Source organism: Pseudomonas japonica, from assembly GCF_900188455.1.
In the GTDB taxonomy this organism is placed as follows: domain Bacteria; phylum Pseudomonadota; class Gammaproteobacteria; order Pseudomonadales; family Pseudomonadaceae; genus Aquipseudomonas; species Aquipseudomonas japonica.
In genome coordinates, this window is sequence record NZ_FZOL01000030.1 from 1 (window position 1) to 23,513 (window position 23,513).

The following is a 23,513-nucleotide window of genomic DNA, read 5'->3' on the forward strand; positions in this document are numbered from 1 at the left end:
GCTCCAAGAAGGCTGTAGTCGCGTGCATGCGTGTGTTGCTGGTACGTCTGAATGCCATGATGCGAGATGGTGTGTCGTGGAAGGAACATCAACACCAGGCGCCCGCTGCCTGAAAAAGCACCAGGACTGAAATATTGAGCGGGGCTTTCGCCAGCAGCACTGGAAAGCTGTGTTGCTGGCGAAGCTATGTCTGGAGGAATCGTTTTTAAAAAAGTCCTCGAAGACAGTTGCTCCCACAGGGTTTGGCGTCGAGGTAAAACCAGCGACTCGACTCGATCCTTGTGGGAGCTGGCGAAGCCTGCGATGAGGGCTGCGAAGGTGTCATAAAAAGCTACGAAAACCGCGTAATTTCCGTCTTTATTGTAGGCAATTTCCCAAGCATACTCCTGCGCCCTGATAGCGCTTGCGCTCATGGAAACCTGTGCCTAGTCTCCGCCGGTCGTTGCAAATTCAACGACCGGCTTTGACAGGCCGGGATTGCATGAACGCTAGCTACCGTCATGGCGGCTGTGCGTGTGGGCACCTTCGGGTGCGCCAGGACTCTCATGCTCTCTGGTCTGTCAACCCGCGCACAGCTGCCACCCACCTGTTTGACAGCAGGTGTCCTTCGATCCAACCAGAGCATGAGACAACCATGAAAAAAATCGTCCCTGATTGATGCCGAGCGCGAAAAATTCGCGCTCTAACGCGAGATAAATGGCCTGCGAGTTCTTTGCATCACCTGCAACAGAATTCCAGAAGTGAGCCTGGCGTGTTACCCGATGGAGAGTGGTAGGACCGGCCAGGTGATCTGACGGGGAAAACCAGCTTGCTGCTCGATCCGGTTCAACTCCACCCGATACAGCCGCCACTCGCTATAGAGTGCAACCTCGGCGGGGGTCGCGATATCTAGTTCAACAGCATCCTTCAACGGCGCCATTGATTGAGTCGCAGCGCCCATCAACCTGGATACCTCAGCAAGAGCCTGCTGCTTGAGCCCTTCGGTTTCAGCAGTCAGGTCTAGCATCCATTGCCCGTCTACCCATGAGTGATACGGTGATGGCCTCGGTGGACGGAATTGGTGGTCTTGATACGTCCATCCCTCACGCACCTCACCAGCACACTCAATCCATATCAACGCTTCGTGAAACCGTCCTGCCGGGTCATTCGCGGTGACCTCGGCAACCTTTTCTTGCTCAATCCGTGCCCACATCAGTCTGGTCCTCTAGTAATAAATCCTCACGGCCCCGTGGGCACCAGGTGCTCCACCGCCAGAGATACGTCCGCCGCCGCCCATACCTGGTTGCGATGGTCGGGTTGTATCAACACCGGCAGCAGCGCTCTCGCCACCGCCACCGGCGCCGCCATGCAGACCACCTGCAGGAGGCGTGATAGGGCCAGCGCCGATGCCAATGCGATAGTTGATATCTCCACCGGTACCTGTCCCAGGTGCACCCAACGTCGAGTCCACATGCCCTCCAAAACCGCCCGTAGCTGAGCAAAAGGAGCCGAAGCTACTTGCTCCACCTGCCGAGCCTGACGCCTTGTCCGCTGACGCACCATTGCCACCAAGGCCCACTGTGATCATCACCGCGTCTCCAGGTGTGAGTGCGACCAGCTTCATCGCAACGCCACCTCCACCACCACCACTCGCACCTGGCGCAGTGCTGCTCATCGCACCACCGCCTCCGCCGCCATACACTTCAACCCATGCCTTTGATACGCCTGGCGGTACAAGCCAAGAAAACACCCCCGGCGTTTCGTAGACCGCAACACCTCGAAGCGGGAGCTGGGTCGCGAGCTTTCTAGGCGTCACCATCGTGCTGTCGTCGACCCTGGCGTTGACCAGGGCTTGGGTTGCGATTTTTGCAATACCCAATGCTGTTTCGGTGGCTTGGAACAATCGTGAAGCGATAGCCTGAGCCACACGCAGCGCGCTCATCGGCTTGTTGGGGTCTGATCCGGCCTCTGCCTCACCCTGAGTGGCAAACGTCACACCATAGCCCGCAAGAGAGGTAGCTTTATCGGCCTTCTCCCCCGGGTTGAAGTTCCCACTATGAAAAAGGAATCGCCATGCTCCGGGTGCACCGGGGACATTTTTCCGAACAAGGAATTGCTCGCTGCTGACCCCAGCGAGCAAATCGAAGCCGTAGCCGTTTTCGGGGAAGGCCACATGTATGCCAGCGGCGTAATCAATCCCGCCAGGCCGGTCTGTGGTCTGCTCGGTGGTCGAAATAAAACGGGTCACGCCTAGATCGGCGATTTTGCCCACGACCTGCGGCGCAACAACATTCACTCCGCCAGCCGCAAGCTGGTTCTTGAGCCATTGTGTTCGGCTCGCCAACTGTTTGGCCTGCAGGTTGTCGATGCCCTCCGGCCCGCCCAGTACAGGGTCCGAAGTCTCAAGCTGATAGATGCCTGGCGCCCAGTCATATTGTTCCGGTAATGAAGCCATCAGACAGTTCCTCTGGTGTATGTACCGTTGCGACGTGCAACGCCGTTATGCCGGATCGCGACCGCTTGATAGTCGAGCGAAACCAGCCGGCAGCGTGCAGGAGCAACGGAAAGCAGTAGACGCCGCAGCAGTGCGGCCTGGTCGTTGGTGATGACTCGGTCCAGGAACACGCGGTAGCGTGCCCATGCGGATGGGTCGCCGTGTACATGGCTGCCGTTGCGCTTGATCGAGCCATTGTGTGTCTGGTTACCCAGCCCCTCCTGGATCCTTACTTCGCCGAAGCCAAGCAACCGGATGACCTCCCTGACGGCCCAGGGCGTTCCCTTGTATCGATGCAGCATGGCCGAACTCTTGATCAGGTTGCGCCTGGCCTCATCGGACTCGGCCAACAGCCAGGCAGCCTCGTCAATCAGGGAGAACTGATCCGCAAGGACTGGCAGGAGGTTCGGTTTCACCAGATCAACCAGGTAGACGAGCATCGTGTTGATGTCGAGACTGCTGCAGGTCTCGTCGAGCAGCTCGCAGAGCAGAGCAAAACGCTCATCGCCGGCCAGCGCAGTTGGCAACTGTTGGTTAGCCATAGGCTACCCCTGCATCCTCCAGGAGAATCGAACCGCAGTTCGCCCACTCATTGCTCGCCAGCTCGCGCAAGGAAGCAGGAGCCTCCAGCTCCGCACGATAGACGCCGTTCACCTGGAGTAACGCCGTGATCTGTTCCGGGACAAGATCACGGCCGAGGCCGGCCCGACGCTCAACGACATACGCCTCGGCACGAGCCTCGACCGCCTTCATTGCTTCAGCACGATCAGCGTTGTCATAAAAGGTGATACGCGCCTTGATCTGGTAAGGCACCTCGGTAGGTGCAATGGCATGTACGGTGTCGCAAAGGGGCCGCAGCTTCTCACCTGAAACCTGACTCTTGATCTGCTGCAGCAGCTCGGCAGTCGGGAGTCCCGAGGTTGTGAGTGGGAAAAGTGCAACATGGCCGTCAATCTGCCCGTCGTCTGGCCCATGCACAGCTACATCAATGATCGACTGATGCACCGCCAATGCGTGATACCGATACGCTCCCCGGCTTCCTGCATTGCTGAATGCTTCCGGTGCTAGAATGATGCGCTCACGATAGCGCTCGTCGTCCTCGTCCTCGGCGCCGTCTGCGGTTTCAGATGTGTTCGCCGCGAGCAGGCCTGGCAATGGACTGTTGCTGATCACATTGATCTGCCCAACGGCCCAACCGTTGCCTTGGGTACCTGCTGTCAGGCAGGTGGCGGTCACCACGACCTGAAGCTGCCCTGGCGCAATTTGAGCGTCCTGTTCAGTGATAAAGGTCAGCTTCCCATCCTGGGTGCTGACGCGCGTGCCCGCACTGATGATCAGCACAAGGGATCGAGCCGAGGACATGCTGAAGCGAATCTGGCATCGAGCTGGTTGTGCCAGCAAGCGCGGTGTCGCCACCAGTTCACCCAGGTAGTCGAGGATCGGACCGCTTGAAAAACGCACTAGGAGCTGTTCGCCAGCGTGCTGTACGGCCATGTCCAGACGCGATTTGGTGTAAGCGATCAGGTCGATGAAGAGGCGCTCGATCTGCGCCGGATAGAGCGTTTTGCCCGACTTCGATTCATAGCGCGCGATCAATTCGGCTTCAACGGCGGCCGGGTCGATCTTGACGAACTCAGGTTTAGGCAGCTCGCGCATAAGGTACCTCCGTCATCTGGGCGACACCATCAGCCACACGCCACACCACACGCAGCATGATATCCGCGCCGTCGATCTGAACCTGTACCTGGACAACAGATACGCGGGTCTCCCAGCGGCGAATGGCCTCAATCGACTCTCGTACCAGGTACGGTGTGACCTGGTTGGTCGGCCAGTCGATATAGAGGTGCAGGTCGCTACCGAACTCGGGGCGGTGTGAGTCGCTGCCCTTTGGGGTCGTCAGGATGATGCGGATGGCCTGGTCGATGTCGCGCAGACCTTGGACCACCTCGCCGGAGGTGCCGAGGGCGGGTTGCCAATGAGCGGCGGTGATGTCGGTGTAGGGAGTTGGCGTAGTCATGCGCCAATGATGAGAAGGTCGGACATCACCGGCTTTTAATCGGGTTTAAAGAGCACTGTATCAATGAGAGTGGTTGCTTGAGTTCCCACCCACGTCCATGACCTTGCCCGTCGCATTGATATCGCCATTGACCTGCAGATTGCCATCGAGCGTGACCAGAGGGATCTTCAGCGCTGCAGAAGGTGCATTCACGGTCACTGGCATACCAGACTTCAATGTCACGCCTCTACCGCATGTCAGTACCAGGTCCCCGACATTGTCCAGTTCCATTACCCCATCAGCCCGGTTGTAGGTGATAACCGTCCCATCGCTGTATCGCACATAGTCCGTGTCTTGATCCAGCACGGGTGGTGGCTCAGCAGTTGAATAGATGCCCCCCAGATAGACCCCGCCCACACCATCAGCGTCCAACAACACCGCCACCTGTTCGCCCAGCTCCGGCATCAACGGGCGGCGTTTCGTTCCTTGGGAGTTCCGCTGTGGCACATTGAGCCAGTAGCTCTCGACACCGTCCCGGTCATCCAGGCGCACACGGATGCGACACGTCAGATAGTCCACGGCGCTGACCTCACCGTACTCCAGTTCAACGCCCATCAGGCCACGACCTCACGCTGCGGACCGTAGGTTGATAGTGCCAAGTCAGGCTTGACGCCGTCCTTGGCCAAGGAGATCGATGTCGCTGCCACCCGGCATGCTTCCTGGTCTACGGTATAACCGCCATCGCGTGTAATGCGATGATGTGCCGCGGTGATCAAGTAATCACCACCCAGCTTGCCGGCAGCGATCAGCGTCACAACGTTGCCGCTGACCAGCTCAGGCCGTCCCATCGCAGTCCACCCACCGGTGGTTCGCTCACGGTTGGAGCGCGCCAGGTCGGCTTTGGCTTTGGCTTTCGCCACCTCTTCCGATGCAGCCCGCTTCCGTTGTTTCTTTGTGTCAGCACTGGTGGTTGCCTTGCTGGAGCTGCTGGGCACGGCCACGGTTTCGCCGTTCACGATGTCGTAGGAGATCAGCTTTTTCTGTGCTGGCTCCTTGTGTTTGACCGCGACCTTCTGTGGCACGACAGTGATCTGGTCCCGTAACCGAACGTTGGCCAGCTCGGTCAGCGGCAGGCTGGCCACCGGCTTGCCTTTGGCCAGGTCGCTGATGGCGTGAAACACCATGCGTTTACCAGCGACCTTAAACGCATAGTCGTACTCCCCCGCCAGCTCGCGCAGAAATGCCAGGTCAGAGTCCTGCTGGGTCAGCCGGTCCAGCTTGATCGGCTCAATGCGCCCAACAAGCTCCATGCCCTGGCGTGCGGCAATCTGCTTTGCGACGGCATCGAGCGTGGTGTTTTCGTAGGCACGGTGTTCTGTGGTGCGCAGTGCAGACTGGATGCCGGCACCAAGGGCGCGGATGTTGACTGTCGAAGGGGGGGCATTCAGCTCCACCTCGTCGATTTCGAAGTTGCCCAGCGTGCGCAGTGGCTTGCCCTGCCAACCCATCGATAAGGTGAGCAGGTCGCCATGGCCCGGATACCAGGCGTCCGTCCATTTCCCCTCGGTGTCCTCCAGCTCGATGTCCAAGCTGTCGGCCTGGCCGGTGAGGTAATCCGAGTATGTCAGGGATACAAGGTGCCGGCTGATGTCATGGGTGATGTTGCGGTGCTGATAGCTCAGCACGAACCGCGCTTCGGGAACCTGGTTCGGGGTCAACGCATCCACGGTGGGAGATCCTCGGTAATGGGTTGTTGTTCAAGCATTGGGATGGCCAGAGTCAGACCGGCAGGCAGCGCGGCATCCAACGGTACATGCCGATTTGCCTGGACGATGGGCTGGTAGCGATGTGCGTCGCCGTAATAGCGCCAAGCCAAAGTGTCCCAGCGCTCGCCCTCGGTCGTGACGTGGATGAGGAACATGGTCAGGCCTTCCTGGTGATAACTTGCGCAGCCAGTCCGGCCAGGCGAGTCCGGGCGCCATCCATTGTCGTCAGCGCCTGGTCGAGAGAGTCCCGAGACGCCGAAAAGCGCTCGACGATATTGCCGAGATCAACGGGGTTCAGGCTAGAGCGCGCGCCCATGACATTGCCCAGGACCTCTTCACCTACCTTGGCCAGGTCCGCACCGTCCTTCAGCAAGCCCGCTGCTTCGGTCAGTCCCGTCAGCGGCCCAATGACCTGTGCTGTCACACCCAGCAGTTGCGGCACTTGATTGAGCAACATCAAGGCGTTTCCGCTTTTGACTTGGTCGTACAAGTTCTTTCCGGCCTGGAGAATGTTGGCAGCGGTCTTTGCATGACCGATTACCAATTGTGTGGTTGTCGGGGATGGCAAGAATTTCGACAACAGACCGGGCGACCCAGCTGCTGCCGCAGGGGTACCACCCAAGTCCGGACTGACCAGACCTGGTGTTGCCCGCACTTTGCGAATGAAGGCCCCTGTGTATTCACGAAGGCTCAGCTGTACTGTGGACGAACCGAGCTGACCGGTCTCGGTCATCCTGCGGTGAACCAGGTTCAGGTCCGCAATAACTTGGGGGCCGAGGTAGTCACCATTGCCGAGCACCAGGGCGAGCGGTTCGTGGTTCGCCTTCGCCTCGCGCAACGCCTTCCAGCGGGCATCAGGATCTCCGAGCCGAGGGTGCAGTTCGATGCTCAGATTGATTTCGTCCAGCCCTTCACCGACCCACTCCAAGAGAGGCTTTCCTTTTATACGGGCGTGCTGAGCCCACTCGGCAGCGCTGCGCAGCTCCATGCCAACAATGCCGCCTGCGACGGTGAACTCGATGTCGCCCAGGATCGCAAACATCAGACTTCTCCTGTGCCATAACTGCGGCGTCGTTGATCATGTTGAAAGCGCTCCATGAAACGCACGAACTCGTCGTAGCTGCTTCGCAAGGCCTGATCAAACTGCTGGGGCGGCGCGCCTGCGGGCAACGTTATCTTCGGTGAGTAGTGAACGACCATGCTATCTGGACTTCCGGCTTGGGCGCTGCCAGGCCCCCCCATACGGCTTGCAAGAGACACTGCATCAGGGCGTGGCGGTGGGCGCTGCGGTGATTGAGGTGTGATGTCAGCGCGTGGTAACACCTGGTTCTGCACTGCAGGCGACTGGCCTTGGATAGATGTCTCTGGCATCTGGGGCATCATCGATGGCAACAACTTCGCAGATGGCAGCCATTCAGGCACGAACGAGACCTGGTTCTGTACTGCAGGCGACAGGCCTTGGATAGATGTCTCTGACATCTGGGGCATCATCGACGGCAACAGCTTCGCAGATGGTAGCCGTTCAGGCACGAGGGAGACCCGGTTCTGCACTGCAGGCGACAGGCCTTGGATAGACGTCTCTGACATCTGGGGCTTCATCGACGGCAGCAGATTCGGCGATGGCAGCTTTTCACGCGCGAACGAGACCTGTCGCTGAAAGGCCGGCATCACACCAACCACATTAGGCTCAGGCATCAACGGCATCGTTGGTGGCAGAACCTTGGGGGACGCCAGCTCAACAGCGGTAACCCCGGACAGGCCAAGAGCGGCTTGGCGAACAAGTCCAGCCTGCCCAGTGATCCCGATGGCTGCACCCTCGCTGATGTTCGCGCCGTAGCCGATGAACACCCGACTTGGCGACTGGATACCGAGCGTCTCTGTGAACCAGCCCTTGATGGACGTGCCAACACCAACAATCGACTCTTTGGCAGCAGTCAAAGCGTTGCCAATGCCGTTGACCAGGCCTGTGATGATCATGCCGCCGAAGTCACTGAACTTCGCCGGCAACTCGACCCCGAAGTAACTCATGACACCGCTGAACGCACGGTAGAACAACCCGAGGGGTGAGAAGTTCGCGATCAGGCCGACGATGCCGGCGAGGCCCCCGTTGAACCCAGTCTTGATCTCGCTCCACAGGCCGGCGAAGAAGCCTTTGATAGGCGCCCAGTAGCGGTAGATCAGGTAAGCACCGACGGCGATCCCTGTGATCGCCAGGCCGATGGGGTTCATCAACAGCGCGCGGCCAAGCCAAAGGACTGCCTGGCCAGCAAGCTTGAGGCCGAACAACAACGTTCCACCCAGCACTTTGCCCAGAGCCAGAACGCCGCGACCTGCCATCATCAGCGGCGCGCCGAAGGCCATCGCCACACCACGCAGAAACAGCCCGCTGAAGCGCAACACAGTTCCGATTCCCGAAGCAACGCGGGTCAGCCCGGTGATCACGGGCGCGAACTTGCCCATCTGCCAGATGGCGCGCAGGAGCGTCCATTTGGCGGATAGGCTGGTGATGGTGGTTCTCATGGCGACAATGGGAGACAGCACCAGGTTCACGCCGTAGGCCAGGCCGATGAATGCGAGCTTGCCGACCAACAAGCCAGCTACAAGGCCGACAACTCCCTTGATGGCTTCGGGATTTTCGCTGGCCCAGGCTGAGAATGCCTGCATCACAGGGACGACTGCTTTCGTCACGTCAACAAGCGCGGGAATCAACGCACTACCAATGGAGATACCGATGTCGGACAGGTTAATCCTGAGCTGTTTCAGCTGCTCCTTGGGGCTTTCCATGCGTTTTTTCCAGTCAGCATCACCAACCCCCTTGTCGGCATCACTGATGCTTTTTTTTTGTATCTCGTTCAAGTCCTTACGGTTCGCCATAGCAGGCCGAACAAAGGAGAGCACCTGCATATCAGCGAATAGCTCACCGAGCTTGTAGGCTTCGTTTAAACGCTTTAGGGCGGCCTCTCGCTCTGCATCGTCCTTGATGGTCATGGCCTTCTGAAATTCGCCAGCTGCTTTCGGCCCTTTACTTCCAACATATTGAGTGATGATCTCAAGCATCGCTTGGACTGGCGTAAGTCCTTTACCAACGAGGTTCGTCATTGCGCTCTGCAGGTTTATACCTGCCCCTTCAAATGACTTGAGTGTGTCCTTGGCCGTCAATTTGGATAGGAAGTTCTTGAAGTTATTAGCGGCTTCGTCGTTCGTACCAGCACCGCGGCGGGCAATTTGGAGTGAGGCGCCGATTTCAGCAACGGCTCGCTCCCCCGTGATGCCCAATGCTGCGAATTGAGGCGTCAGTTGAGGCAGCCATCTGGCCATGTCGGCGAGTTCGAATTGGCCGCTTTTGCCAGCGGAGGCCAGCATATTCATAGAGCGTTCAAACCCCGCAGCACTAATGCCGAGGTTATCGTTCAGGGCAATCGCGACCGAACCAAGGTCATCCATACTAGCCCGTGTTGCTGTTGCAAACTTCGCCATTAAAGGCGAATAGGCTTCCAGTTCCTTAGCACTCGAAATGCCGCCAGCAATGAGCACAGCAGTACCTTTCGCGACTTCAGTCTGGGTTTGATTCCATTTGAGGGCGGCCCCTCTCATGACATTGCCGAGGCCCTTTTCCTGTGCATCATCGAAGCCGCCTGTGATGGCGATGTCGTTTGTCTGATCTTTGAAGTCGATAGCAGTCCGCATCGACTGTGCTATTGGTGCCCCCAGGGCAACAGCAGTGCCGACTGTTTCCATTGCTTGGCCGCGAAGATCCACGCGAGAATTTTTCAGCGTCTCACCACGCGCAATGCTTATATTCAACTGCTCTTGCTTGAGTTTGAGCTGCTCGATGCTCCGGCCAATCTGGTCGTACTGGCGGCGCATACGCTCAAGTCCAGTACCGCCACGGGCAAGCGCGGCAGAGAGCTCTGTGCCGATGAGTTTCTGCTTTGCCGTCAGGCCATCCGTCGCACGACCGAGCTGTTGCACCGTTGATTTCGCGGTGCCGAACGCGGCATGCAGGCTGCCGGACACCGCCGCGCCGATCTTTAATCCAACCAGGACTTCATTGGCCATAGTTTGCTACGCTGCTGGAATGTTCGAAAAAGTCGCTGTGATCACCGCCAAGACCCTCTATGCACTCGCAATTAGCGCGGGTGTGATCTGGCTCGCCTGGCTTTGCCTGGCTCATCTACCGCTCTGGCTTGCGGTACTGATGTTCTGCGTGGGGCTGCCGGTGCTGGCTCTGGCAGCCACCCCCATTGCGGCAGGTGGTGCCCTGATTGCTGGATTGATTACCGGACTGACTGCCCTTATCGCCGGTTCAGCTGCTCGGCGGCTTCAACGCGGCGATTGATCTCCCGCTCGCACACCTCGCACCACCGCCAGTAGTCATCCATGGTCAGCCTGCGGATCTCCGACGGCTGCATCCTCAGGACCAGGAGCAGCGCGGCGTCCCAGGACAACAGCGATGTCTCCGCCGCCAGCCATTTCGCGAAACACGTCACTCACGACCCGCGAATCTGCGATGTCCAGTTCGCCCAGGTCTTCCACGGTCAAGCCGGTCATTTTGGCGAACAGGAAGTCCTCTTGGGCGACTTCGTCCTTCGAATAAGTGTGTGCGGCTGCCAGGTCTTTGCGCTTGAGGCGTTTTACCGGCAGCGATTCGACGCGGACGCCAACGGCATTAGTGAAGGGAACCTTGAGGGGGATGCTGAGTGGATCGGCCATCTGATGCTCCGGGTTTATCGGTTACTCTGAAAGAGCCTTGAGCATCGCACCTGGTCGTAGTACTGGCTTTTAATCGGGTTTAAAGAGAAAGCCCCGCTGATGCGGGGCTTGGATGGGTTAGCTGGTTCTACAGCAACGACAGCGAGGCGTCTTCTGATAGCGGCCTGTCGCCAGGGACAGGCTCAGTGCCTCCACCAGGATCTCCCTGGGGGTTTCCTCCAAGGTCTTCTCCCAGTAATGTCGCGCACGCATCAGATCGCAATCCCGGCGAACCTGCATATCCACGCAGCTCATGATGTCTTCCATGCTCTGCACACTTTTCTTTTCTTGCCCAGGAGTCAAGGACATGACCGCCTCCAATATCCAACAGTTTGATGAATTCGCCGGCCAGGTGCTTGGCGCGTTGTACGAGAAATTCCCTGTACCTCGTGGCCTCAAGATCAGTGAGTTTGTGATCGACGGTTTTTCGATGAACGATCACTTGGGCATCGAAGTCCCCAACGAAATTGGTCGTTTTTTCGTCGCCAGCGTTGACTGGCTGGCCGACGCGGGTTACCTGAAATTCCAAGCCAAGATTCAAAACGTCGGATACCTGGATGCGATACTCACTGCGAAAGGTCTTGAAGCACTCAAGGCCACGCCCGCCAGCCTCACCACAGGCCCATCCTTGGGCGACCAGCTTGTCGATGCCACAAAGAGCGGGACCAAGAGCATCCTGGGCAGCCTGGCTGGAGAGGTACTGTCGGTCGGATCCCGCCTAGTTACCTCTCACTTCGGTCTGTCCGGCTAATCACGCCTGCCCGATATTCTTCCGATACTTGGCCAACTGATCCACACCCCCGACTTTGAAGATGTTGGCCAGGTAGTCGAGCAACACCACCTCGCTGCCGTTGAGCACCTGTCGAACGTAGATCGAGGAGAACGGCGATTCGAACTTTGTCGGATCGCGCGGCTTGTACGTCCCCAGCTGGTACTCCTTGAACATCACGGTCATCAGCGTGACTAGTGGCTGCTCGTCCACCAGGCCGGCGCTGTTGAAGACCTGGACGTTGGAGCGGAGCTGCAGTTGCACCGTCTTGAACGGCGTGGCGAACCGCTTTGCAGCGTCGTAGTACAAGCTGTTCCAGACGATCTTGCCTTCCAGCTTGTCGATGCCATCCGGCAGCTCGATCAGGCCTACCATGCCCAGGCCCTGGAAGTCGCTCATGACAGTCTTCACCGTGCCGAGGTCAACTTCCTCCACCCGTCCGAAGAAGCTGTTGCCGTCAAGGTAAAGGGATGCGTTGGTGATGCGGTGTGCGCTGTACCCTGCCATTACGAGGCTCCCAGGTTGACCAGGTATTCCCCGGTGATTTCAGTTTCGAAGGTGCCACGTTCGAACGGCAGCGGCACTGTGAGCTTGTAGTTGAACAGGGCGTGTCCCAGTTCCAGCTCGGTCTGTGGGTTGCGTGCAGGGTCATACCAGCATTCACCCCCGATCAGCGCCTGATCACCAATCAACTTGCGCATGAACTGGTTGACGCTCTCGGTGATGCTCTCGATCAGAGCGTCCGTGATCGGCATGTCGACGAACTGGAGCGAGCTGTAGCGGATCGACTCGTCGATGATGTCTTTCGTGCGCCGCACATTTTCGAAGTTGCGCATGTGCGTCACGGTCGGCCATGCCGCCGTGCGGTTGCCCCACAGCCGCAGACCAGTGCCGAACGAATTAAACACCGTGGTGATGCCGTTCTCGTTGAGCAGGTTCACTTCGCTGCTCGGGTCGTCGACTCGGGCAGTCAGGGGACGCTCCAGTCCAATCACGCCCAGCAGCTCCTTATTGGAGCTGCTCCACCAGTAGCCGTTGTCGTTGTCGACTTTCGCCCGTAGGCCGGCGGCGCGGATCGACAGCGGCTGCAAGCGCTCGCCGCTGGCTGCGTCGTAGACCTTGACGTGCGGATAGCACAGGCGTGCACGGTCGCTGCTTGTATTGAAGTTGATCACACCCGCCGGCCCACGTCCCGAGATGACCTGTTGCACGGTAGTGCCGATGGGCGCATCGATGTAGGTGACGCCGCCGACCTTGGTTGCCGAGGCGATCAGCTCGACGCTGACAGCATTGAGAGTGCTGAAGCCCGGCGCGATGAAGATCTTCGGGAAGAAGCCGAACTCGTTGTAGCTGTCCTGGAAGGCGAGCAAACCGCTGCGTTGGCCTGCGACCGACACAGCACCGATGATATCCGCAGGGGTGACCTTGGCGGGGTCGGCATAGGTGTAATCGATCTTTACCTTGCCATTGATTGCGATGCCACCGGTACTGATGCGCCGGACCAGACCGCTGAGCAGATCGGCGCTGTAGTCGGTGCCCAGGACATAGGAGGTGCTACCGTCTTCGGACTTCACAGTCAGGGCCTGCAATGCGCCGTGATCCAGCTGCAGGAGGTCATTGTCAGCGAACTGGCCAGCGACACCAGGAACGCTGGTGCGATGCACAGCGGGATCGAGGACGTTGTAGACCAGGACCGTGCCGGCCCCGAAGTCGTAGATGCCGTCCAGCGCCTCGGGAATGCTGAAGCCCGGCAGGTGACTGCCGAACTGGGCGCCGTCGATGTCGTTGAGCGACAGCGTCAGCTTCTTCACCGGCCCGGTCGGCGCGGTGCCGATCAGCGCGATGACCGCCGACTTGACGACACGGGTCCCGCGAGGTCCGCGCTCGACTTCCGTCGTTTCGATGCCGTGCAGGTAGTTAGCTGCCATTGGCTTGATCTCCTTCGCTCTTCGCGGCAGCGCCTGGCTTCGCAGGTTTTGCAGTGTCAGGCAGAGTCAGGTGCTTCAGCTCCAGCAACACTTTCGTGTAGTCATGGTCGGCAGGCAGATCGACCGCCTGGCCTGGCCATAGCTGTACGTCGAGCAATTCGTTGCCGGTGCGCAGACAGGCTGCACTCTGCGGACCGTTGTAGATATAGCGAGTGAGCTTCATTGAAAGCCCTCCTGTTCGAAGTCCGCGCGGATCAGGAGCGGACTGTTATCTGGTGCCACGACCTGGATCTGGGTTGCACCAGTGGCGATGTCCAGGGCGTACTGCCAGACGCCTTGGGTGTGTCCCAGGAACTGCTCCATCAATGGCTGGCATGCACGGTCGCAGTGTGGTGGGTACCAGCCGGTAAGCACTTCGCGGATGCGGTCCAGGTAACTGGTGACGCCGTCCTTGCCATTGAGCTGGCGGAACACCAGTGTCAGACGGAAGACCAACTGGCGTTCCTGGAAAGCGGCATCGGTTGCATCGGAGTTGTTGAACTTGCTGCGCCCGTATGCCACCAGGATGGCGCCACGGGAGTGGTTAAGGCGGTACTGTCCTGGTGCTTCCGGGAACAGCTCCACCGACAGCTCCCGAGCGAAGTGTTCCTGCAAGCGAGCCAGCAGCGCCTCCTGCAGTACCGTGGTCTGAGTCTTCGGCGCCATCAGTAGCCCCTCCAGACATCATCGCCAAACTGCTGACGACGGGAGCGGACACGGATTTCGCCAGGCTCGGGTGCTGCTTGACCGGTGGGCATGCCCAGGGTGACGACACCATCACGGATGCTTTCCAGCAGCTTGATGGTGTCCTTGCGGCTGTCCTTCACCGCATCAGGCATGGCGCCCTCTGGCCGGCGCTGGTAGAGCCAGTGCCTGGCAAGCAGCACCACGGCATCCCGTAACACGGTTGGCACTGGATCGAGTGGCAGGTCGTAGCGGCCACGCAGGTAGCCGTCCACCAGTTCCTCGGCCTGGCGGATACCGTCCTCGATCACGCCTTCGTCAGGGGCCTCGGCGGTGGGATCATCATTCGAGAGCTGGACCAGCGTCAGCTCTGGGATCGCCCGGCCAATGTCGTTGCGGGTGCAGTAGCGCATGGTCAGATCCCGCGCACGATGCGGATGATTTCGCCTGCCGCCGAGGCAACATCAAGGGCGATGCCGTTGCTTTTTCCGGTGCTCAGTGCGACAGCACGACCTGTAGCATCCGACTCGACTTCGACACCTGCCGTGATCGCCCCGGCGCTGGTGACCAGGCAGATACCCAGGACATCGACGGGGGCGACGTTGCCAGCTTCGGTGTCCACCGCCACCGTCCCCAGGGACTTGGCGCCGGCAGCGCATAGAGCGCCGTCCAGGCCTGCGAAACGGTGACGCGGCAGGTCGACCAGGGCGAGCAGCGAGGTAGTGAGCACAGTTTGTTTGGTCTTCACTGGATACCTTCCTTCGGCTTGATGCAGCCGTTTTTCAGCAGAGGCAACGCCACGGCATCGGCGAGCAGAAGCTCGGCACCTTCGGTGTACAGCTGGCCGTTGAGCAGCACATCACTGCGGGTGGTGACCCGGTAGCCGCGCGTTGCGGGCTCAGGTTCCGGCTCGGGTTCGGGGTCCAGGGGCGCACCGCCGTTGGCCGAGGCTTGCCGATCCTGATCAGTGGTGCCAGTTCCCGGCGCATCAGAGGCCTGGGCAGGTTTCGGCTCCAGATCCTGGACTGCCTCGGGTTTCTGTTCCTGGGGCGTGGATTTCGCAGCCATGGGTCACCTCAGCCGTTGACATCGGAGATCAGGTAGCCAGCATCGGCGCCGACGACCACGGGTTTGTAGATGTCGGTGTTGCGCACGTAGTGGAGCTTGCCGCCCGACGCATCGAAGGTGTCGATCTCGGGCATGCCCTTGCGGCGCAGGGTGTAACCGAAGCTTGGGTCTTCGTAGCTGGCCTGGGTACCGCCTTGCGGCTTGGTCACGTAAGCCAACTGCAGGCTGTCGCTCCAGACATCACCGACGGCGCCGACGTTGGCCAACGCCTCACCGATGTGGATTTCAGGGATGCCGAACAGGGCTTTGAGGTGCTCCAGGGTGATCAGCTTGCGCTCGTTGCTGCCCAGTGCTTCCTGCAGCTTCGGGTGGAACTTGAGCGAGGCATACACAGAGGCGCCCATGGTCATGGTGTTGGGACGGACACCGATACGGCTGCGAATGACTTCTTTGCCACGTTCCACATCCTGGACCGGATCACCACCACCATTGCTCCATTGACTGGAGCCGGCCAGGGTGACCTTGGCGCCAGCCAGGTAGGTGCCGGGGTTTTGTGCGAGCTTGGCGCAGGCGACCTCACGGCGCAGGTCGATGATGTCGACAACACGGCGAGAGGCCCGCACCTCCGCGTCGAACATGGCTTCGCTCTGTTCCCGGTAATCCACCGGATATGCGATGTCATGCTCGCGCAGCACCACGTCCAGTCCGTCAACATCATCCGGGCTCATGATGTTGGACTGCGCCCGCAGCGCTCGCTCTGTGTCGTACAGCTCGAATGCTTCCTTGCCGAACAGCGGAATGACACCTGCTTCCTTGTCCATGAACGCAATTGGGAACAAGGCTTCGCCGATAAATTGGGCGTTGCGGTAGCCCCGCGCCAGGTTGGTCAGTACCGGATCGACGACCCGGAGTTTACTCAAGCGATCTGCCATGGTGGCTCCTGGGGATTAGATGAGTTGGCGGACGGCCGACTCGTAAGGGATGTTTTTCTCGGCGGCCAGCGCCGCCGCACGCTGGTGCAGGTCGAGACGGTCGGGGTCGGTGTTCTTCTCGGAAAACTCCAGGTCGGCCTTGACCGAGCCACCGCCGTGGCGTCCCTTGCTGGCCTTTTCGGCGAAGTCGATCTGCTTTGGCAGGTCGCCGAAAATCGCCTTCAGGCCGGTAGCGACCGGCAGGCGTTCGGTACCTTCGCCGAATTCCAGGGGCTGGTCGCTCGACTCGGCGAAGTCGAGGACGGCGATCAGTGCGGGGGCGTGTTTGGGCAGCAGGCGACCTTCGCTGATCAGGCCCTCTGCGAAGGCGACATGGCCTTTATGGATACCTTCCAGGCGAGATTTTCGGGTCTGCTCTTGGTGCTGATGCACCTGGCCTTTCAGCCGCTCGTTTTCCGCCTGCAGGGCGGCGATCTCTTCGGGCTTCACGATGGATTCCTCGGTGATGGGTGGGGTGGGTTCAGAAAAGGACGGGCGCGGTTCGTGCTCACGCGCAGCCTCGGCGAGGCTGCTGATCTGCCAATCAGGGATGACCTGATCTGCGACTTCCAGGCCGCGTTCGCCAATCAGCCAGTCGCGTAGGCGGCGCCACATCGAGGCGTTGGCTTCGTGACCGAAGTCGCCGAACTCGATGACGCCTTCTTCGCCATCGGCCAGCTCGATGGGGCGTAGGCCTTTTACGGCTGGCGGCTGCGCACCGAGGAAGCCGACATGGCGCAGGTAGTACACGCCGGGGACGGGATTGTTCGCCGAGTCGGGGTGATAGAAAGAAGCAGAGATTTTCTTGTATCGCTTGCCGGCCAATAGCTCGGCGAAAGCCGGATCAACTTCGTGCGGTACAGCCTCCAAGCCGTCAGCACAAATGGCCAGTGACTTGACCCAGCCGCCGGCTGGGGCGTCGTGCTTAGGGTGGCCAAACACCAGCGGCGCTTCGTGCAGGGCTGGGTCATATGCCAGGACAGTTGCCGCTATGTCCGACTCGCTGAAGTTGAAACTGTCACCTGATGCGGCGACGTGCTTGCCAGATTTGAAGATGTGCAGTGGTTTCATGAGCTGCGCGCTGCGTTTGATGACGATGCGCACAGCCTGACCTGCCGATGCCGGCCTGACTTTTAATCGGGTTTAAAGAGTGGCGATGCTGGGGATTGGCTACAGATGAGAAGTGAAGCGCCGGACAGCATACGGACTAGGTTTTATAAAGCCCTGTAAAGCAGCAAACAGCGTTGCAAGGCGATTGCCGGATGAACCGGAGCGCCCGAACAGCTTTGGCGCTCCAGAGGCCGCTACCGGCGAGCGGCCTTTTCCAGGTGAGCAAGTGCGAGATCCAGGATCGACTCTGCGGCCTCGGGTTGCAACTTGCCGTCTTCGTCCATGGGGAGATAGGGCCTCGCCGGGATATCGCCCCACAGGTTCGGGAACTCCTGCTTCTCGCCCCCGAAATGCATCATCGCCGCATACACCTTATTGCTGCCGACCAAGGCGCTGCTGCTATCGGCATGAGTCGTGATCGAGGCAGCCAGTCCGCCTGCGCTAATCTGGAGCATCTGGCCTGGCCAAGTACCTGCGGCCTCGCGGTTCGCTGTGGTGACATCGGATAGCGTCGGCCATGCGTTACCTGATTGGCCTTCGTCTTCCAGGTTCTCTTCAGTGATGCTGGCGAACTCGGCAGCGATACCCCGCATCAATGGTGCCAGCTCACCGACAGCCCACTCGACCCTGGAAAGTGCTCGCTGAATATCCTGGTGATCAAGTTCAAGCGTGATCATGCAGCCCCCTTCGCCTTCAGTACGTCGGCCAGGCCTTCGCCTGGACTATGGTTGAATCCTGGGTCAGTGCGGAACTGGCGGACCTTGCCATCCGATCCGGTAACCCTCACTACGGTGACCTCAGCTGTCCTGATTTCCCCAGTGCGCTTGTTCACTCCCACCTCAACAGTTTCCTGACGCACAGTGTCGGCACTGTATACGAGCGTCAGCTTGCGGCGTTTCATGGCAGCTTCAGAGAGTGCAGTGACGCGGCAGCGGCAGTTGAATCCGTTCGGCGGGTAGATTGCTGACCAGACCGGGTCGTCGTGGCGATACACGACGCCGTTGAGTGCGGCATGGCTTGGCCGTGTCTTGCCGTCCATGATCGCCACATACCGCCAGTAGGGATGCGTTTCGCTCGCGTCCTCCATGGCAGCCTTGCGACCGGCCATGTAAGCGCTCTGCAGGTTGGTCTGGTAGATGGTCTTGAGCCGGTACGGACTGCCCAACTGCACAAGCTCAGCTTCGCCCTGGCTATCGACGATCACTTGCTTACCCCACCAGCCCTGTTTTTCGAGGATCGGCTGCAGCTCAGTCGTGAACTGCTTTAATGTCCGGCCTTCCTTCAGCGCACGCTCAAGGGACTCGCGGATATCCGACAGCAGGTCCAGGCGCATCGCCTTTGCAACAGTGAAAGCTTGGTCGTGAGCAGCATCAAGCATGTCCTGCCAGTCCCAGGTGATCGCATAGCCCTTGCTCTTCAAGTACGTGATCGCGGCAGCAGGCTCAAGGCCGAAGATCGCCTTGAGGTCAACGGGATTGACCGGCTTGGCCATGCTCAGTCCTCCAGGTCAGCCGAGGCGCTCAGGCGGCCCCAGGTGTCGGCGATGAACATCAACCGGGCGAGGTTCTGTTGCAATCCGCTGGTGTCCAGGTCTGGAGCCAGCTCAGCCAGCAATCCCAGCACTTCGGACTCGTCGCGGTCCTGCTGCAGCGCCTCGATCACAGGAAGCAACGCCTGCTCGGCCTGCTGCTGCAGCTCCGTTGCAGCCAGGCCTCCAATAGCCTGGTCGAGTGCGTATTGATCCAGGACCGGGCGAAGGCTCGGGGCTTCGGCAAACTCGGGCTGGGTGACCGGGGCGACTTCAACGATGTCGCCTGGCTGGAGGTTGTAGGTCCTCTGCCAGTAAGCAGCGGTGAACTTCACTCCCGACTCTGTCAGTGACTTGTCCCGCTCTGCCAGGGTCTTGTCGATCTGCTCCTGTTCCCACAGCTCGTAGATCGGGGCGTCAACGTCTTCACCGAAGTTGAGATCGACCACAAGGCGGATCGCAGCGTTGAGCGTTGCGGCGACGATGCTGGCATCCCCGTCACGAATGTCCTCGGTCACATCCAGTCCGGCCATTGCGCTGGCGCGGTTCGAGTTTGCTTCGGTGGTCTGGTTCTGGCCGAGCAGCGCTACGTTGATCTCGCTGCGGCAGTACATCAGCAGTTCGCGATAGACATCGGCACTGCCGGTCTTACCGGCGGCCTCCTTGATCTCGACGCTTGAGTCGTTCGGGATAACAGCAACTGCGTCCTGGACCATCTGCTCCAGGCTGTCCAGCAGGTCGTTGGTTTCCTTTGTCGCCGCACCACGCGGATGCTTGCCGATCAGCCACGGGCTGCCGTATTTCTCGGTGAACTGGACCCAGAACTTCAGCCCGCCCTTCATGAACACCACTGGCCAGAAGCACATCGACAGGTCAGCGAACCCATACGGGTTGTTATAGGTCGCATCCTGCCGGGCGACGATAAAGCGCTGCGGGTCGCACAGCTCGCCCTGGATGCCCGCATCGCGAGCACGGAAGCGCAACTGGTTGTCCTGGTCGTACAGGAACCATTCGGCAGGCTTGCCCAGGAGATCGTCGGGCACAAGGTGCAGGCCGACCGACTTCCACATCAGTTCGACCGGCTGATAGCCGAACAGCGCGGCATCGAGCAGCTCGCGGACAATGCGGTCCAGGTCGAGGTCGGCCAGCCAGCCGCGGACGAAGCGTTCTACCCGCACAGGCGCTTGCCCGCGCTTCAGATCCCGCTCCAGAGCGAGTACTGAGGACTTGCGGCGCCGGATGTTACCGCCCACCAGGGCAGCGCTACGCAGGTCGCGGTAGACCTTGACGTCCTTACCCTGGGCCTTGAGGATCGGGTCCGGGTTGGGCAGGTACATGCCAAGTGCTTGCGCATCGAAGCTGCGGCCACGGCTGGCGATGTGGTCGGTGAGACTCTTGTCGCCCCTTGCCTCAGCGAAAGTGACGAACTCGGTGGGGCTGACCCACAGGCCCTTGCTGCTCATGCGTACCCCTGGAAGATCTGAGATGCCGCGCGACTGCGGCGGGATTTGACTTTGACTGGAGCAGACGCGCTGTCCAGGGTGGAGAAGTTGGCAAGCACACCGGCCCCGGCGAAGTCGCCGTGGCGGTACAGCTCCGGGTCTTTCAAGTCCTGCTGGCGTGCTTTGACGATCATCGGGATACCATCCACGGTTTCGATGGCGCGGATGTCCTGTTGTAACGAGTCGTCCTTGGGCAACGTGATGGTGCCGTCTTCGAACAGGCCAACGAAGCGCGGCATCCAGGCGCCGTACCAGGCACGCGACAACTTCACCTGGTGAATACGCTCATGTCCGAACTCGTCTGCAGTGTCCTCGGCCAGTGTCTCGCCGTTGCCCGAGGCATCCAGGGCCGCGCTGATGAAGTTGGGCAACCCGCGCAGGATGGTGAACAGCACTTGCTGTTGTTGTCGTGTGGGCACCTTGTGCATCTCGACCACGAACGGCACATCGCGGTGGCGCTGTTGGTCAACCGACATTGGGCAGATGATCGAGAAGTCACGGTGGCGGGCGTAGTCCATGCCCAGGTACCAGCGCAGTTCAGGGTCTAGCTGCTTGAGCAACGGCAGCAGATGCGGCTCGATCCAGGTCTCGATATAAGCCTCGCGGCGATAGACCGCCTGCTGGGTGAAACTCTCGTCCAGGGCCAGACGCAAGACCTGTCGGTCAGGACGCATGGCGTCCTCGATCCACACACCCGGTACGCAGACACCGTTGCCGTCTCGCGGGATCGCGTCCAGCTCTTCGCGCATCTGCGCCTTGCGGGGGCCGTAGGCGTTGCGAATGCTCTTGTACCAGGCTTCCTTGCCCTCGGCGGTGGGCTCTTCGCCGCGCATCATGCAACGCCGCTCGTACAGACCATTGGCGACAGCGTCGTCAAAGGTCGCCTTGTAGACCACGGCGGCATCCCCGTAGCGGCCTTCCTGGATGTCCTTGATCATGCCGTTGAAGGCATTGGCTTTGCCGTTGTGAGTGCTGATGATGACGATACGACCGCCCCAGATCAGCAATGCCGTCGCGGCATCGAGCACGGCAGACACATTTCGGTGATAGGCCGCTTCGTCGATAATCACCTTGCCCTGCAGACCGCGCAGGTTCGCAGGGTTGCTCGACAGTGCAACGATCTTGAAGCCGGAGGCATAGCGGATGCGGTAGGCATTGATCTGGCGGGTGTTGCCTGATTCGTCCTGGTCCTCAAACAGAAACTCTTCGATCTCGCTGACACCCGATGCCTGAGCCTCGGCAATGACGCGGGAGAACTTCGCGCAATAGCCGATGAACTCCAGACCCTTTTCCTTGGTGTCACCGACGTAGAACACGTCCATGCCGCCCGCGCTCTTGCGGGACGCGGCGGTAATCACCGAATCTAGGGCTTCGGCGAAGGTGATGCCGGTGCGGCGACCTTTCTCACACAGCTTGATCTGCGCGTCGATGGCCAGCCAATCGGCCTGGTGCGACATCAGCAGGCCTTCGGTGATTGGGTTGTAGCCTTGAGGGATCGATCGAACGGAGTCCGGCAGTTCGTCCCATTCAACGACGCGCACGGTGCTGGTGCTGGGCTTCACCACCGGAGCGCTCATACTTTGACCCCGAGGAACTTCTGCCGCCAGAACAGGGCCTGCTCTTCGTCCATGCCACCGCTGCGGACCTCCTTGTCCAGCTCGGCGGCCTGTTCCTGCAGGAGACGTTCGCGAGCGGCACGTTCGATAAACTGGCGCTCCTTCACGCTGAGGGTCCTGGCTTCCATGGTCGCTTTCGCCGCCCTGGCTAACGTGGCTACCTCCTTGATGGTCACCTCGTCTTTTTCATGGGCGCCCATGGCGGCCTGGTATGTCAGCGTTGAAATGGCCTCAACCAGCAGAGCGCCGGTCTTGTCGCTTGAGTCTTCCCCCAGGGCGCCGACGAAGGCTTCAGCTTGCTCGCGGTGCTGACGAGCCTTCTCCGTGAGTTGTTCGAAGCCGACCTTGAAGCGGCCCAGTGCAGACCGGCTCGGCACTTTCTCGTTGGGGAAGCGGCTGCGTAGATCCTCGATCATCTCGTCGAGGGTCATCCGGTCTTCGCGCAACAGCTTCTGCAGGTATGCCTTGACCACTGGCGGCAGCCGACTGACTGAGGATTTACCCGCCATGTCAGGCTCCCGGACGCTTGATGCCAGGCACACGGGCGCGGCCAGCAGCGATGTCCTGGCCGCGCTCTGTCAGAGTGGCCACCAGAACCGGGCCGATGTCATCCAGGGTGACTGCGCCTTGTTCACCCAGCCAGTGCAGTTCGGTCTTCACCTGGTCGCGGCTGATGCTGTGCCCATAACTGTCCAACGCGGCATTGAGCACAGAGCTGTTGGCACGGTACGCAGGCATTTCAGCGAGCAAACGCAGGATCACAAGGCGCATGTCATGGCGCAGAAATTCGGCGTATTGACTCATGTCTTTTCTCGCAGAAGGTAGTCATTGATCCGGTCCACGGAGCGGGCGATGGCCTGCACGCCCGCCAGTTCAGCACGGACCGCTTTCATGTCGCCGAGCAGCTCGGTGATGGCTGCGTGATCCGGCAGGTGTCGAATGCGTTCTTCCAGGGCCACTATGCGGGTGCGCAGTTCCAGCATTTCTTGGGCACTGGCCGCCTGGCGATTGGTCATCCAGGTGTAGATCCCGATCACCGTGACCACGACCCACTGCACGGTCTGGAAGCCAAAGTCGAGTTCGTTCAGGTTCATCGAATCCCTCGTTTCTGCAGATCTTCCAGGGCGGTCTTGCATTCAACGCAGTGCTCGGTGCCCGGCTCGGCCTGACGGCGATCTTCCGGGATCGCATCGCCGCATTCTTCGCAGCGGTATGCGGATGGTCCCGAACGACGCTGCAGGCCACTGCGGTGCGCCTCCAGCGCGGCCTCGGTGAAGTCGTTGTCTTGCGCTTGATCAGCTACATCCATAC

At 60.0% G+C, this 23,513-nt stretch carries 30 protein-coding genes and 1 pseudogene; 3 read left to right on the forward strand and 28 right to left on the reverse strand.

The window, feature by feature from the left end; all coding sequences use genetic code 11:
• A pseudogene (locus CHB99_RS30730) lies at positions 1 to 113 on the forward strand (IS110 family transposase); the annotation flags it as partial.
• A 641-nt stretch (positions 114 to 754) separates the two neighbouring features.
• On the opposite strand, the gene CHB99_RS26255 reads toward CHB99_RS30730, so the two are convergent.
• Genes CHB99_RS26255 through CHB99_RS26300 form a run of 10 tightly spaced genes read right to left on the reverse strand, consistent with a single transcriptional unit; the run spans position 755 to position 10,294 of the window.
• A complete protein-coding gene (locus tag CHB99_RS26255; protein WP_052419503.1) occupies positions 755 to 1,192 on the reverse strand; it encodes a tail fiber assembly protein in 438 nt (145 codons plus the stop codon).
• A 12-nt stretch (positions 1,193 to 1,204) separates the two neighbouring features.
• Positions 1,205 to 2,434 carry a glycine-rich domain-containing protein gene (locus tag CHB99_RS29990; RefSeq protein ID WP_141137344.1) on the reverse strand — a complete coding sequence of 410 codons (1,230 nt, stop codon included), beginning with the start codon at positions 2,432 to 2,434 and terminating at the stop codon, positions 1,205 to 1,207.
• Positions 2,434 to 3,015, reverse strand: coding sequence for a phage tail protein (locus CHB99_RS26265; RefSeq protein ID WP_042127298.1), 582 nt, complete (start codon positions 3,013 to 3,015; stop codon positions 2,434 to 2,436). The genes CHB99_RS29990 and CHB99_RS26265 overlap by 1 nt, the downstream gene beginning before the upstream one ends.
• A complete protein-coding gene (locus tag CHB99_RS26270) occupies positions 3,008 to 4,129 on the reverse strand; it encodes a baseplate assembly protein (protein WP_042127300.1) in 1,122 nt (373 codons plus the stop codon). The genes CHB99_RS26265 and CHB99_RS26270 overlap by 8 nt, the downstream gene beginning before the upstream one ends.
• Complete coding sequence (locus tag CHB99_RS26275) at positions 4,113 to 4,490, reverse strand: GPW/gp25 family protein (protein WP_042127302.1); 378 nt, start codon at positions 4,488 to 4,490, stop codon at positions 4,113 to 4,115. Before CHB99_RS26275 ends, CHB99_RS26270 begins: the two co-directional genes overlap by 17 nt.
• Positions 4,491 to 4,550: 60 nt before the next feature.
• Positions 4,551 to 5,084 carry a phage baseplate assembly protein V gene (locus CHB99_RS26280; protein WP_042127304.1) on the reverse strand — a complete coding sequence of 178 codons (534 nt, stop codon included), beginning with the start codon at positions 5,082 to 5,084 and terminating at the stop codon, positions 4,551 to 4,553.
• Entirely contained in the window at positions 5,084 to 6,196 is a 1,113-nt protein-coding gene (locus CHB99_RS26285) for a phage late control D family protein (RefSeq protein ID WP_042127306.1), read from the reverse strand. The genes CHB99_RS26280 and CHB99_RS26285 overlap by 1 nt, the downstream gene beginning before the upstream one ends.
• Positions 6,184 to 6,390 carry a tail protein X gene (locus CHB99_RS26290; RefSeq protein ID WP_042127308.1) on the reverse strand — a complete coding sequence of 69 codons (207 nt, stop codon included), beginning with the start codon at positions 6,388 to 6,390 and terminating at the stop codon, positions 6,184 to 6,186. The genes CHB99_RS26285 and CHB99_RS26290 overlap by 13 nt, the downstream gene beginning before the upstream one ends.
• Before the next feature lie 2 nt (positions 6,391 to 6,392).
• Positions 6,393 to 7,277 (reverse strand): phage tail protein, encoded by an 885-nt coding sequence (locus CHB99_RS26295; protein ID WP_042127310.1) that lies wholly within the window; start codon positions 7,275 to 7,277, stop codon positions 6,393 to 6,395.
• The gene (locus CHB99_RS26300) at positions 7,277 to 10,294 is read right to left on the reverse strand and encodes a phage tail tape measure protein (RefSeq protein ID WP_245655637.1); all 3,018 of its coding nucleotides are present in this window, start codon (positions 10,292 to 10,294) and stop codon (positions 7,277 to 7,279) included. The genes CHB99_RS26295 and CHB99_RS26300 overlap by 1 nt, the downstream gene beginning before the upstream one ends.
• A 19-nt stretch (positions 10,295 to 10,313) precedes the next feature.
• Between CHB99_RS26300 and CHB99_RS26305 the strand changes: the two genes are divergently transcribed.
• Positions 10,314 to 10,574: a hypothetical protein gene (locus CHB99_RS26305; protein WP_042127312.1), complete on the forward strand. Its 261-nt coding sequence runs from the start codon at positions 10,314 to 10,316 to the stop codon at positions 10,572 to 10,574.
• A gap of 35 nt (positions 10,575 to 10,609) precedes the next feature.
• Here the strand turns inward: CHB99_RS26305 and CHB99_RS26310 are convergent, their stop codons facing one another.
• Complete coding sequence (locus CHB99_RS26310) at positions 10,610 to 10,948, reverse strand: phage tail assembly protein (RefSeq protein ID WP_084702843.1); 339 nt, start codon at positions 10,946 to 10,948, stop codon at positions 10,610 to 10,612.
• Between the two features lie 346 nt (positions 10,949 to 11,294).
• Between CHB99_RS26310 and CHB99_RS26320 the strand changes: the two genes are divergently transcribed.
• On the forward strand, positions 11,295 to 11,738 hold the full coding sequence (locus tag CHB99_RS26320) for a hypothetical protein (protein WP_042127318.1): 444 nt from the start codon (positions 11,295 to 11,297) through the stop codon (positions 11,736 to 11,738).
• On the opposite strand, the gene CHB99_RS26325 is transcribed toward CHB99_RS26320, so the two are convergent.
• The 17 genes from CHB99_RS26325 to CHB99_RS26405 form a co-directional block, all read right to left on the reverse strand.
• Positions 11,739 to 12,263, reverse strand: a complete 525-nt coding sequence (locus CHB99_RS26325) for a phage major tail tube protein (RefSeq protein WP_042127320.1) — start codon at positions 12,261 to 12,263, stop codon at positions 11,739 to 11,741.
• Positions 12,263 to 13,684, reverse strand: coding sequence for a phage tail sheath subtilisin-like domain-containing protein (locus tag CHB99_RS26330; RefSeq protein WP_042127322.1), 1,422 nt, complete (start codon positions 13,682 to 13,684; stop codon positions 12,263 to 12,265). The genes CHB99_RS26325 and CHB99_RS26330 overlap by 1 nt, the downstream gene beginning before the upstream one ends.
• Positions 13,674 to 13,907 (reverse strand): hypothetical protein, encoded by a 234-nt coding sequence (locus CHB99_RS26335; protein WP_042127324.1) that lies wholly within the window; start codon positions 13,905 to 13,907, stop codon positions 13,674 to 13,676. Before CHB99_RS26335 ends, CHB99_RS26330 begins: the two co-directional genes overlap by 11 nt.
• Positions 13,904 to 14,389: a Gp37 family protein gene (locus tag CHB99_RS26340; RefSeq protein WP_042127326.1), complete on the reverse strand. Its 486-nt coding sequence runs from the start codon at positions 14,387 to 14,389 to the stop codon at positions 13,904 to 13,906. The genes CHB99_RS26335 and CHB99_RS26340 overlap by 4 nt, the downstream gene beginning before the upstream one ends.
• Complete coding sequence (locus CHB99_RS26345) at positions 14,389 to 14,820, reverse strand: gp436 family protein (protein WP_042127328.1); 432 nt, start codon at positions 14,818 to 14,820, stop codon at positions 14,389 to 14,391. Before CHB99_RS26345 ends, CHB99_RS26340 begins: the two co-directional genes overlap by 1 nt.
• 2 nt (positions 14,821 to 14,822) lie before the next feature.
• A complete protein-coding gene (locus CHB99_RS26350) occupies positions 14,823 to 15,155 on the reverse strand; it encodes a DUF2190 family protein (protein WP_042127330.1) in 333 nt (110 codons plus the stop codon).
• Positions 15,152 to 15,475, reverse strand: a complete 324-nt coding sequence (locus CHB99_RS26355) for a hypothetical protein (protein ID WP_042127332.1) — start codon at positions 15,473 to 15,475, stop codon at positions 15,152 to 15,154. The genes CHB99_RS26350 and CHB99_RS26355 overlap by 4 nt, the downstream gene beginning before the upstream one ends.
• An 8-nt stretch (positions 15,476 to 15,483) precedes the next feature.
• The gene (locus tag CHB99_RS26360; protein ID WP_042127334.1) at positions 15,484 to 16,407 is read right to left on the reverse strand and encodes a major capsid protein; all 924 of its coding nucleotides are present in this window, start codon (positions 16,405 to 16,407) and stop codon (positions 15,484 to 15,486) included.
• Between the two features lie 15 nt (positions 16,408 to 16,422).
• A complete protein-coding gene (locus CHB99_RS26365) occupies positions 16,423 to 17,550 on the reverse strand; it encodes a peptidase (protein WP_245655638.1) in 1,128 nt (375 codons plus the stop codon).
• Between the two features lie 200 nt (positions 17,551 to 17,750).
• Positions 17,751 to 18,233, reverse strand: a complete 483-nt coding sequence (locus CHB99_RS26370; protein ID WP_042127336.1) for a phage virion morphogenesis protein — start codon at positions 18,231 to 18,233, stop codon at positions 17,751 to 17,753.
• Positions 18,230 to 19,048 (reverse strand): phage head morphogenesis protein, encoded by an 819-nt coding sequence (locus CHB99_RS26375; protein WP_042127338.1) that lies wholly within the window; start codon positions 19,046 to 19,048, stop codon positions 18,230 to 18,232. The genes CHB99_RS26370 and CHB99_RS26375 overlap by 4 nt, the downstream gene beginning before the upstream one ends.
• Positions 19,049 to 19,050: 2 nt before the next feature.
• On the reverse strand, positions 19,051 to 20,547 hold the full coding sequence (locus CHB99_RS26380) for a phage portal protein family protein (RefSeq protein WP_042127340.1): 1,497 nt from the start codon (positions 20,545 to 20,547) through the stop codon (positions 19,051 to 19,053).
• Positions 20,544 to 22,163 (reverse strand): phage protein, encoded by a 1,620-nt coding sequence (locus CHB99_RS26385; protein WP_042127342.1) that lies wholly within the window; start codon positions 22,161 to 22,163, stop codon positions 20,544 to 20,546. The genes CHB99_RS26380 and CHB99_RS26385 overlap by 4 nt, the downstream gene beginning before the upstream one ends.
• Entirely contained in the window at positions 22,160 to 22,711 is a 552-nt protein-coding gene (locus tag CHB99_RS26390) for a phage protein Gp27 family protein (protein WP_042127344.1), read from the reverse strand. Before CHB99_RS26390 ends, CHB99_RS26385 begins: the two co-directional genes overlap by 4 nt.
• Position 22,712: 1 nt before the next feature.
• The gene (locus CHB99_RS26395) at positions 22,713 to 23,006 is read right to left on the reverse strand and encodes a VpaChn25_0724 family phage protein (protein ID WP_042127345.1); all 294 of its coding nucleotides are present in this window, start codon (positions 23,004 to 23,006) and stop codon (positions 22,713 to 22,715) included.
• The gene (locus CHB99_RS26400) at positions 23,003 to 23,296 is read right to left on the reverse strand and encodes a DUF2730 family protein (RefSeq protein ID WP_042127347.1); all 294 of its coding nucleotides are present in this window, start codon (positions 23,294 to 23,296) and stop codon (positions 23,003 to 23,005) included. Before CHB99_RS26400 ends, CHB99_RS26395 begins: the two co-directional genes overlap by 4 nt.
• Positions 23,293 to 23,511 carry a TraR/DksA C4-type zinc finger protein gene (locus CHB99_RS26405; protein ID WP_042127349.1) on the reverse strand — a complete coding sequence of 73 codons (219 nt, stop codon included), beginning with the start codon at positions 23,509 to 23,511 and terminating at the stop codon, positions 23,293 to 23,295. Before CHB99_RS26405 ends, CHB99_RS26400 begins: the two co-directional genes overlap by 4 nt.
• Positions 23,512 to 23,513: the final 2 nt, after the last annotated feature.

Coding starts and splice junctions, on each gene's coding strand:
- CHB99_RS26390 (WP_042127344.1), bottom strand. CDS start 22,711: ATGGCGGGTAAATCCTCAGTCAGTCGGCTGCCGCCAGTGGTCAAGGCA.
- CHB99_RS26395 (WP_042127345.1), bottom strand. CDS start 23,006: ATGAGTCAATACGCCGAATTTCTGCGCCATGACATGCGCCTTGTGATC.
- CHB99_RS26280 (WP_042127304.1), bottom strand. CDS start 5,084: ATGGGCGTTGAACTGGAGTACGGTGAGGTCAGCGCCGTGGACTATCTG.
- CHB99_RS26345 (WP_042127328.1), bottom strand. CDS start 14,820: ATGCGCTACTGCACCCGCAACGACATTGGCCGGGCGATCCCAGAGCTG.
- CHB99_RS26290 (WP_042127308.1), bottom strand. CDS start 6,390: ATGTTCCTCATCCACGTCACGACCGAGGGCGAGCGCTGGGACACTTTG.
- CHB99_RS26375 (WP_042127338.1), bottom strand. CDS start 19,048: ATGGCCAAGCCGGTCAATCCCGTTGACCTCAAGGCGATCTTCGGCCTT.
- CHB99_RS26400 (WP_042127347.1), bottom strand. CDS start 23,296: ATGAACCTGAACGAACTCGACTTTGGCTTCCAGACCGTGCAGTGGGTC.
- CHB99_RS26355 (WP_042127332.1), bottom strand. CDS start 15,475: ATGGCTGCGAAATCCACGCCCCAGGAACAGAAACCCGAGGCAGTCCAG.
- CHB99_RS26255 (WP_052419503.1), bottom strand. CDS start 1,192: ATGTGGGCACGGATTGAGCAAGAAAAGGTTGCCGAGGTCACCGCGAAT.
- CHB99_RS26320 (WP_042127318.1), top strand. CDS start 11,295: ATGACCGCCTCCAATATCCAACAGTTTGATGAATTCGCCGGCCAGGTG.
- CHB99_RS26405 (WP_042127349.1), bottom strand. CDS start 23,511: ATGGATGTAGCTGATCAAGCGCAAGACAACGACTTCACCGAGGCCGCG.
- CHB99_RS26310 (WP_084702843.1), bottom strand. CDS start 10,948: ATGGCCGATCCACTCAGCATCCCCCTCAAGGTTCCCTTCACTAATGCC.
- CHB99_RS26295 (WP_042127310.1), bottom strand. CDS start 7,277: ATGTTTGCGATCCTGGGCGACATCGAGTTCACCGTCGCAGGCGGCATT.
- CHB99_RS26360 (WP_042127334.1), bottom strand. CDS start 16,407: ATGGCAGATCGCTTGAGTAAACTCCGGGTCGTCGATCCGGTACTGACC.
- CHB99_RS26305 (WP_042127312.1), top strand. CDS start 10,314: ATGTTCGAAAAAGTCGCTGTGATCACCGCCAAGACCCTCTATGCACTC.
- CHB99_RS26270 (WP_042127300.1), bottom strand. CDS start 4,129: ATGCGCGAGCTGCCTAAACCTGAGTTCGTCAAGATCGACCCGGCCGCC.
- CHB99_RS26275 (WP_042127302.1), bottom strand. CDS start 4,490: ATGACTACGCCAACTCCCTACACCGACATCACCGCCGCTCATTGGCAA.
- CHB99_RS26325 (WP_042127320.1), bottom strand. CDS start 12,263: ATGGCAGGGTACAGCGCACACCGCATCACCAACGCATCCCTTTACCTT.
- CHB99_RS26385 (WP_042127342.1), bottom strand. CDS start 22,163: ATGAGCGCTCCGGTGGTGAAGCCCAGCACCAGCACCGTGCGCGTCGTT.
- CHB99_RS26335 (WP_042127324.1), bottom strand. CDS start 13,907: ATGAAGCTCACTCGCTATATCTACAACGGTCCGCAGAGTGCAGCCTGT.
- CHB99_RS26370 (WP_042127336.1), bottom strand. CDS start 18,233: ATGATCACGCTTGAACTTGATCACCAGGATATTCAGCGAGCACTTTCC.
- CHB99_RS26265 (WP_042127298.1), bottom strand. CDS start 3,015: ATGGCTAACCAACAGTTGCCAACTGCGCTGGCCGGCGATGAGCGTTTT.
- CHB99_RS26340 (WP_042127326.1), bottom strand. CDS start 14,389: ATGGCGCCGAAGACTCAGACCACGGTACTGCAGGAGGCGCTGCTGGCT.
- CHB99_RS26330 (WP_042127322.1), bottom strand. CDS start 13,684: ATGGCAGCTAACTACCTGCACGGCATCGAAACGACGGAAGTCGAGCGC.
- CHB99_RS26380 (WP_042127340.1), bottom strand. CDS start 20,547: ATGAGCAGCAAGGGCCTGTGGGTCAGCCCCACCGAGTTCGTCACTTTC.
- CHB99_RS29990 (WP_141137344.1), bottom strand. CDS start 2,434: ATGGCTTCATTACCGGAACAATATGACTGGGCGCCAGGCATCTATCAG.
- CHB99_RS26300 (WP_245655637.1), bottom strand. CDS start 10,294: ATGGCCAATGAAGTCCTGGTTGGATTAAAGATCGGCGCGGCGGTGTCC.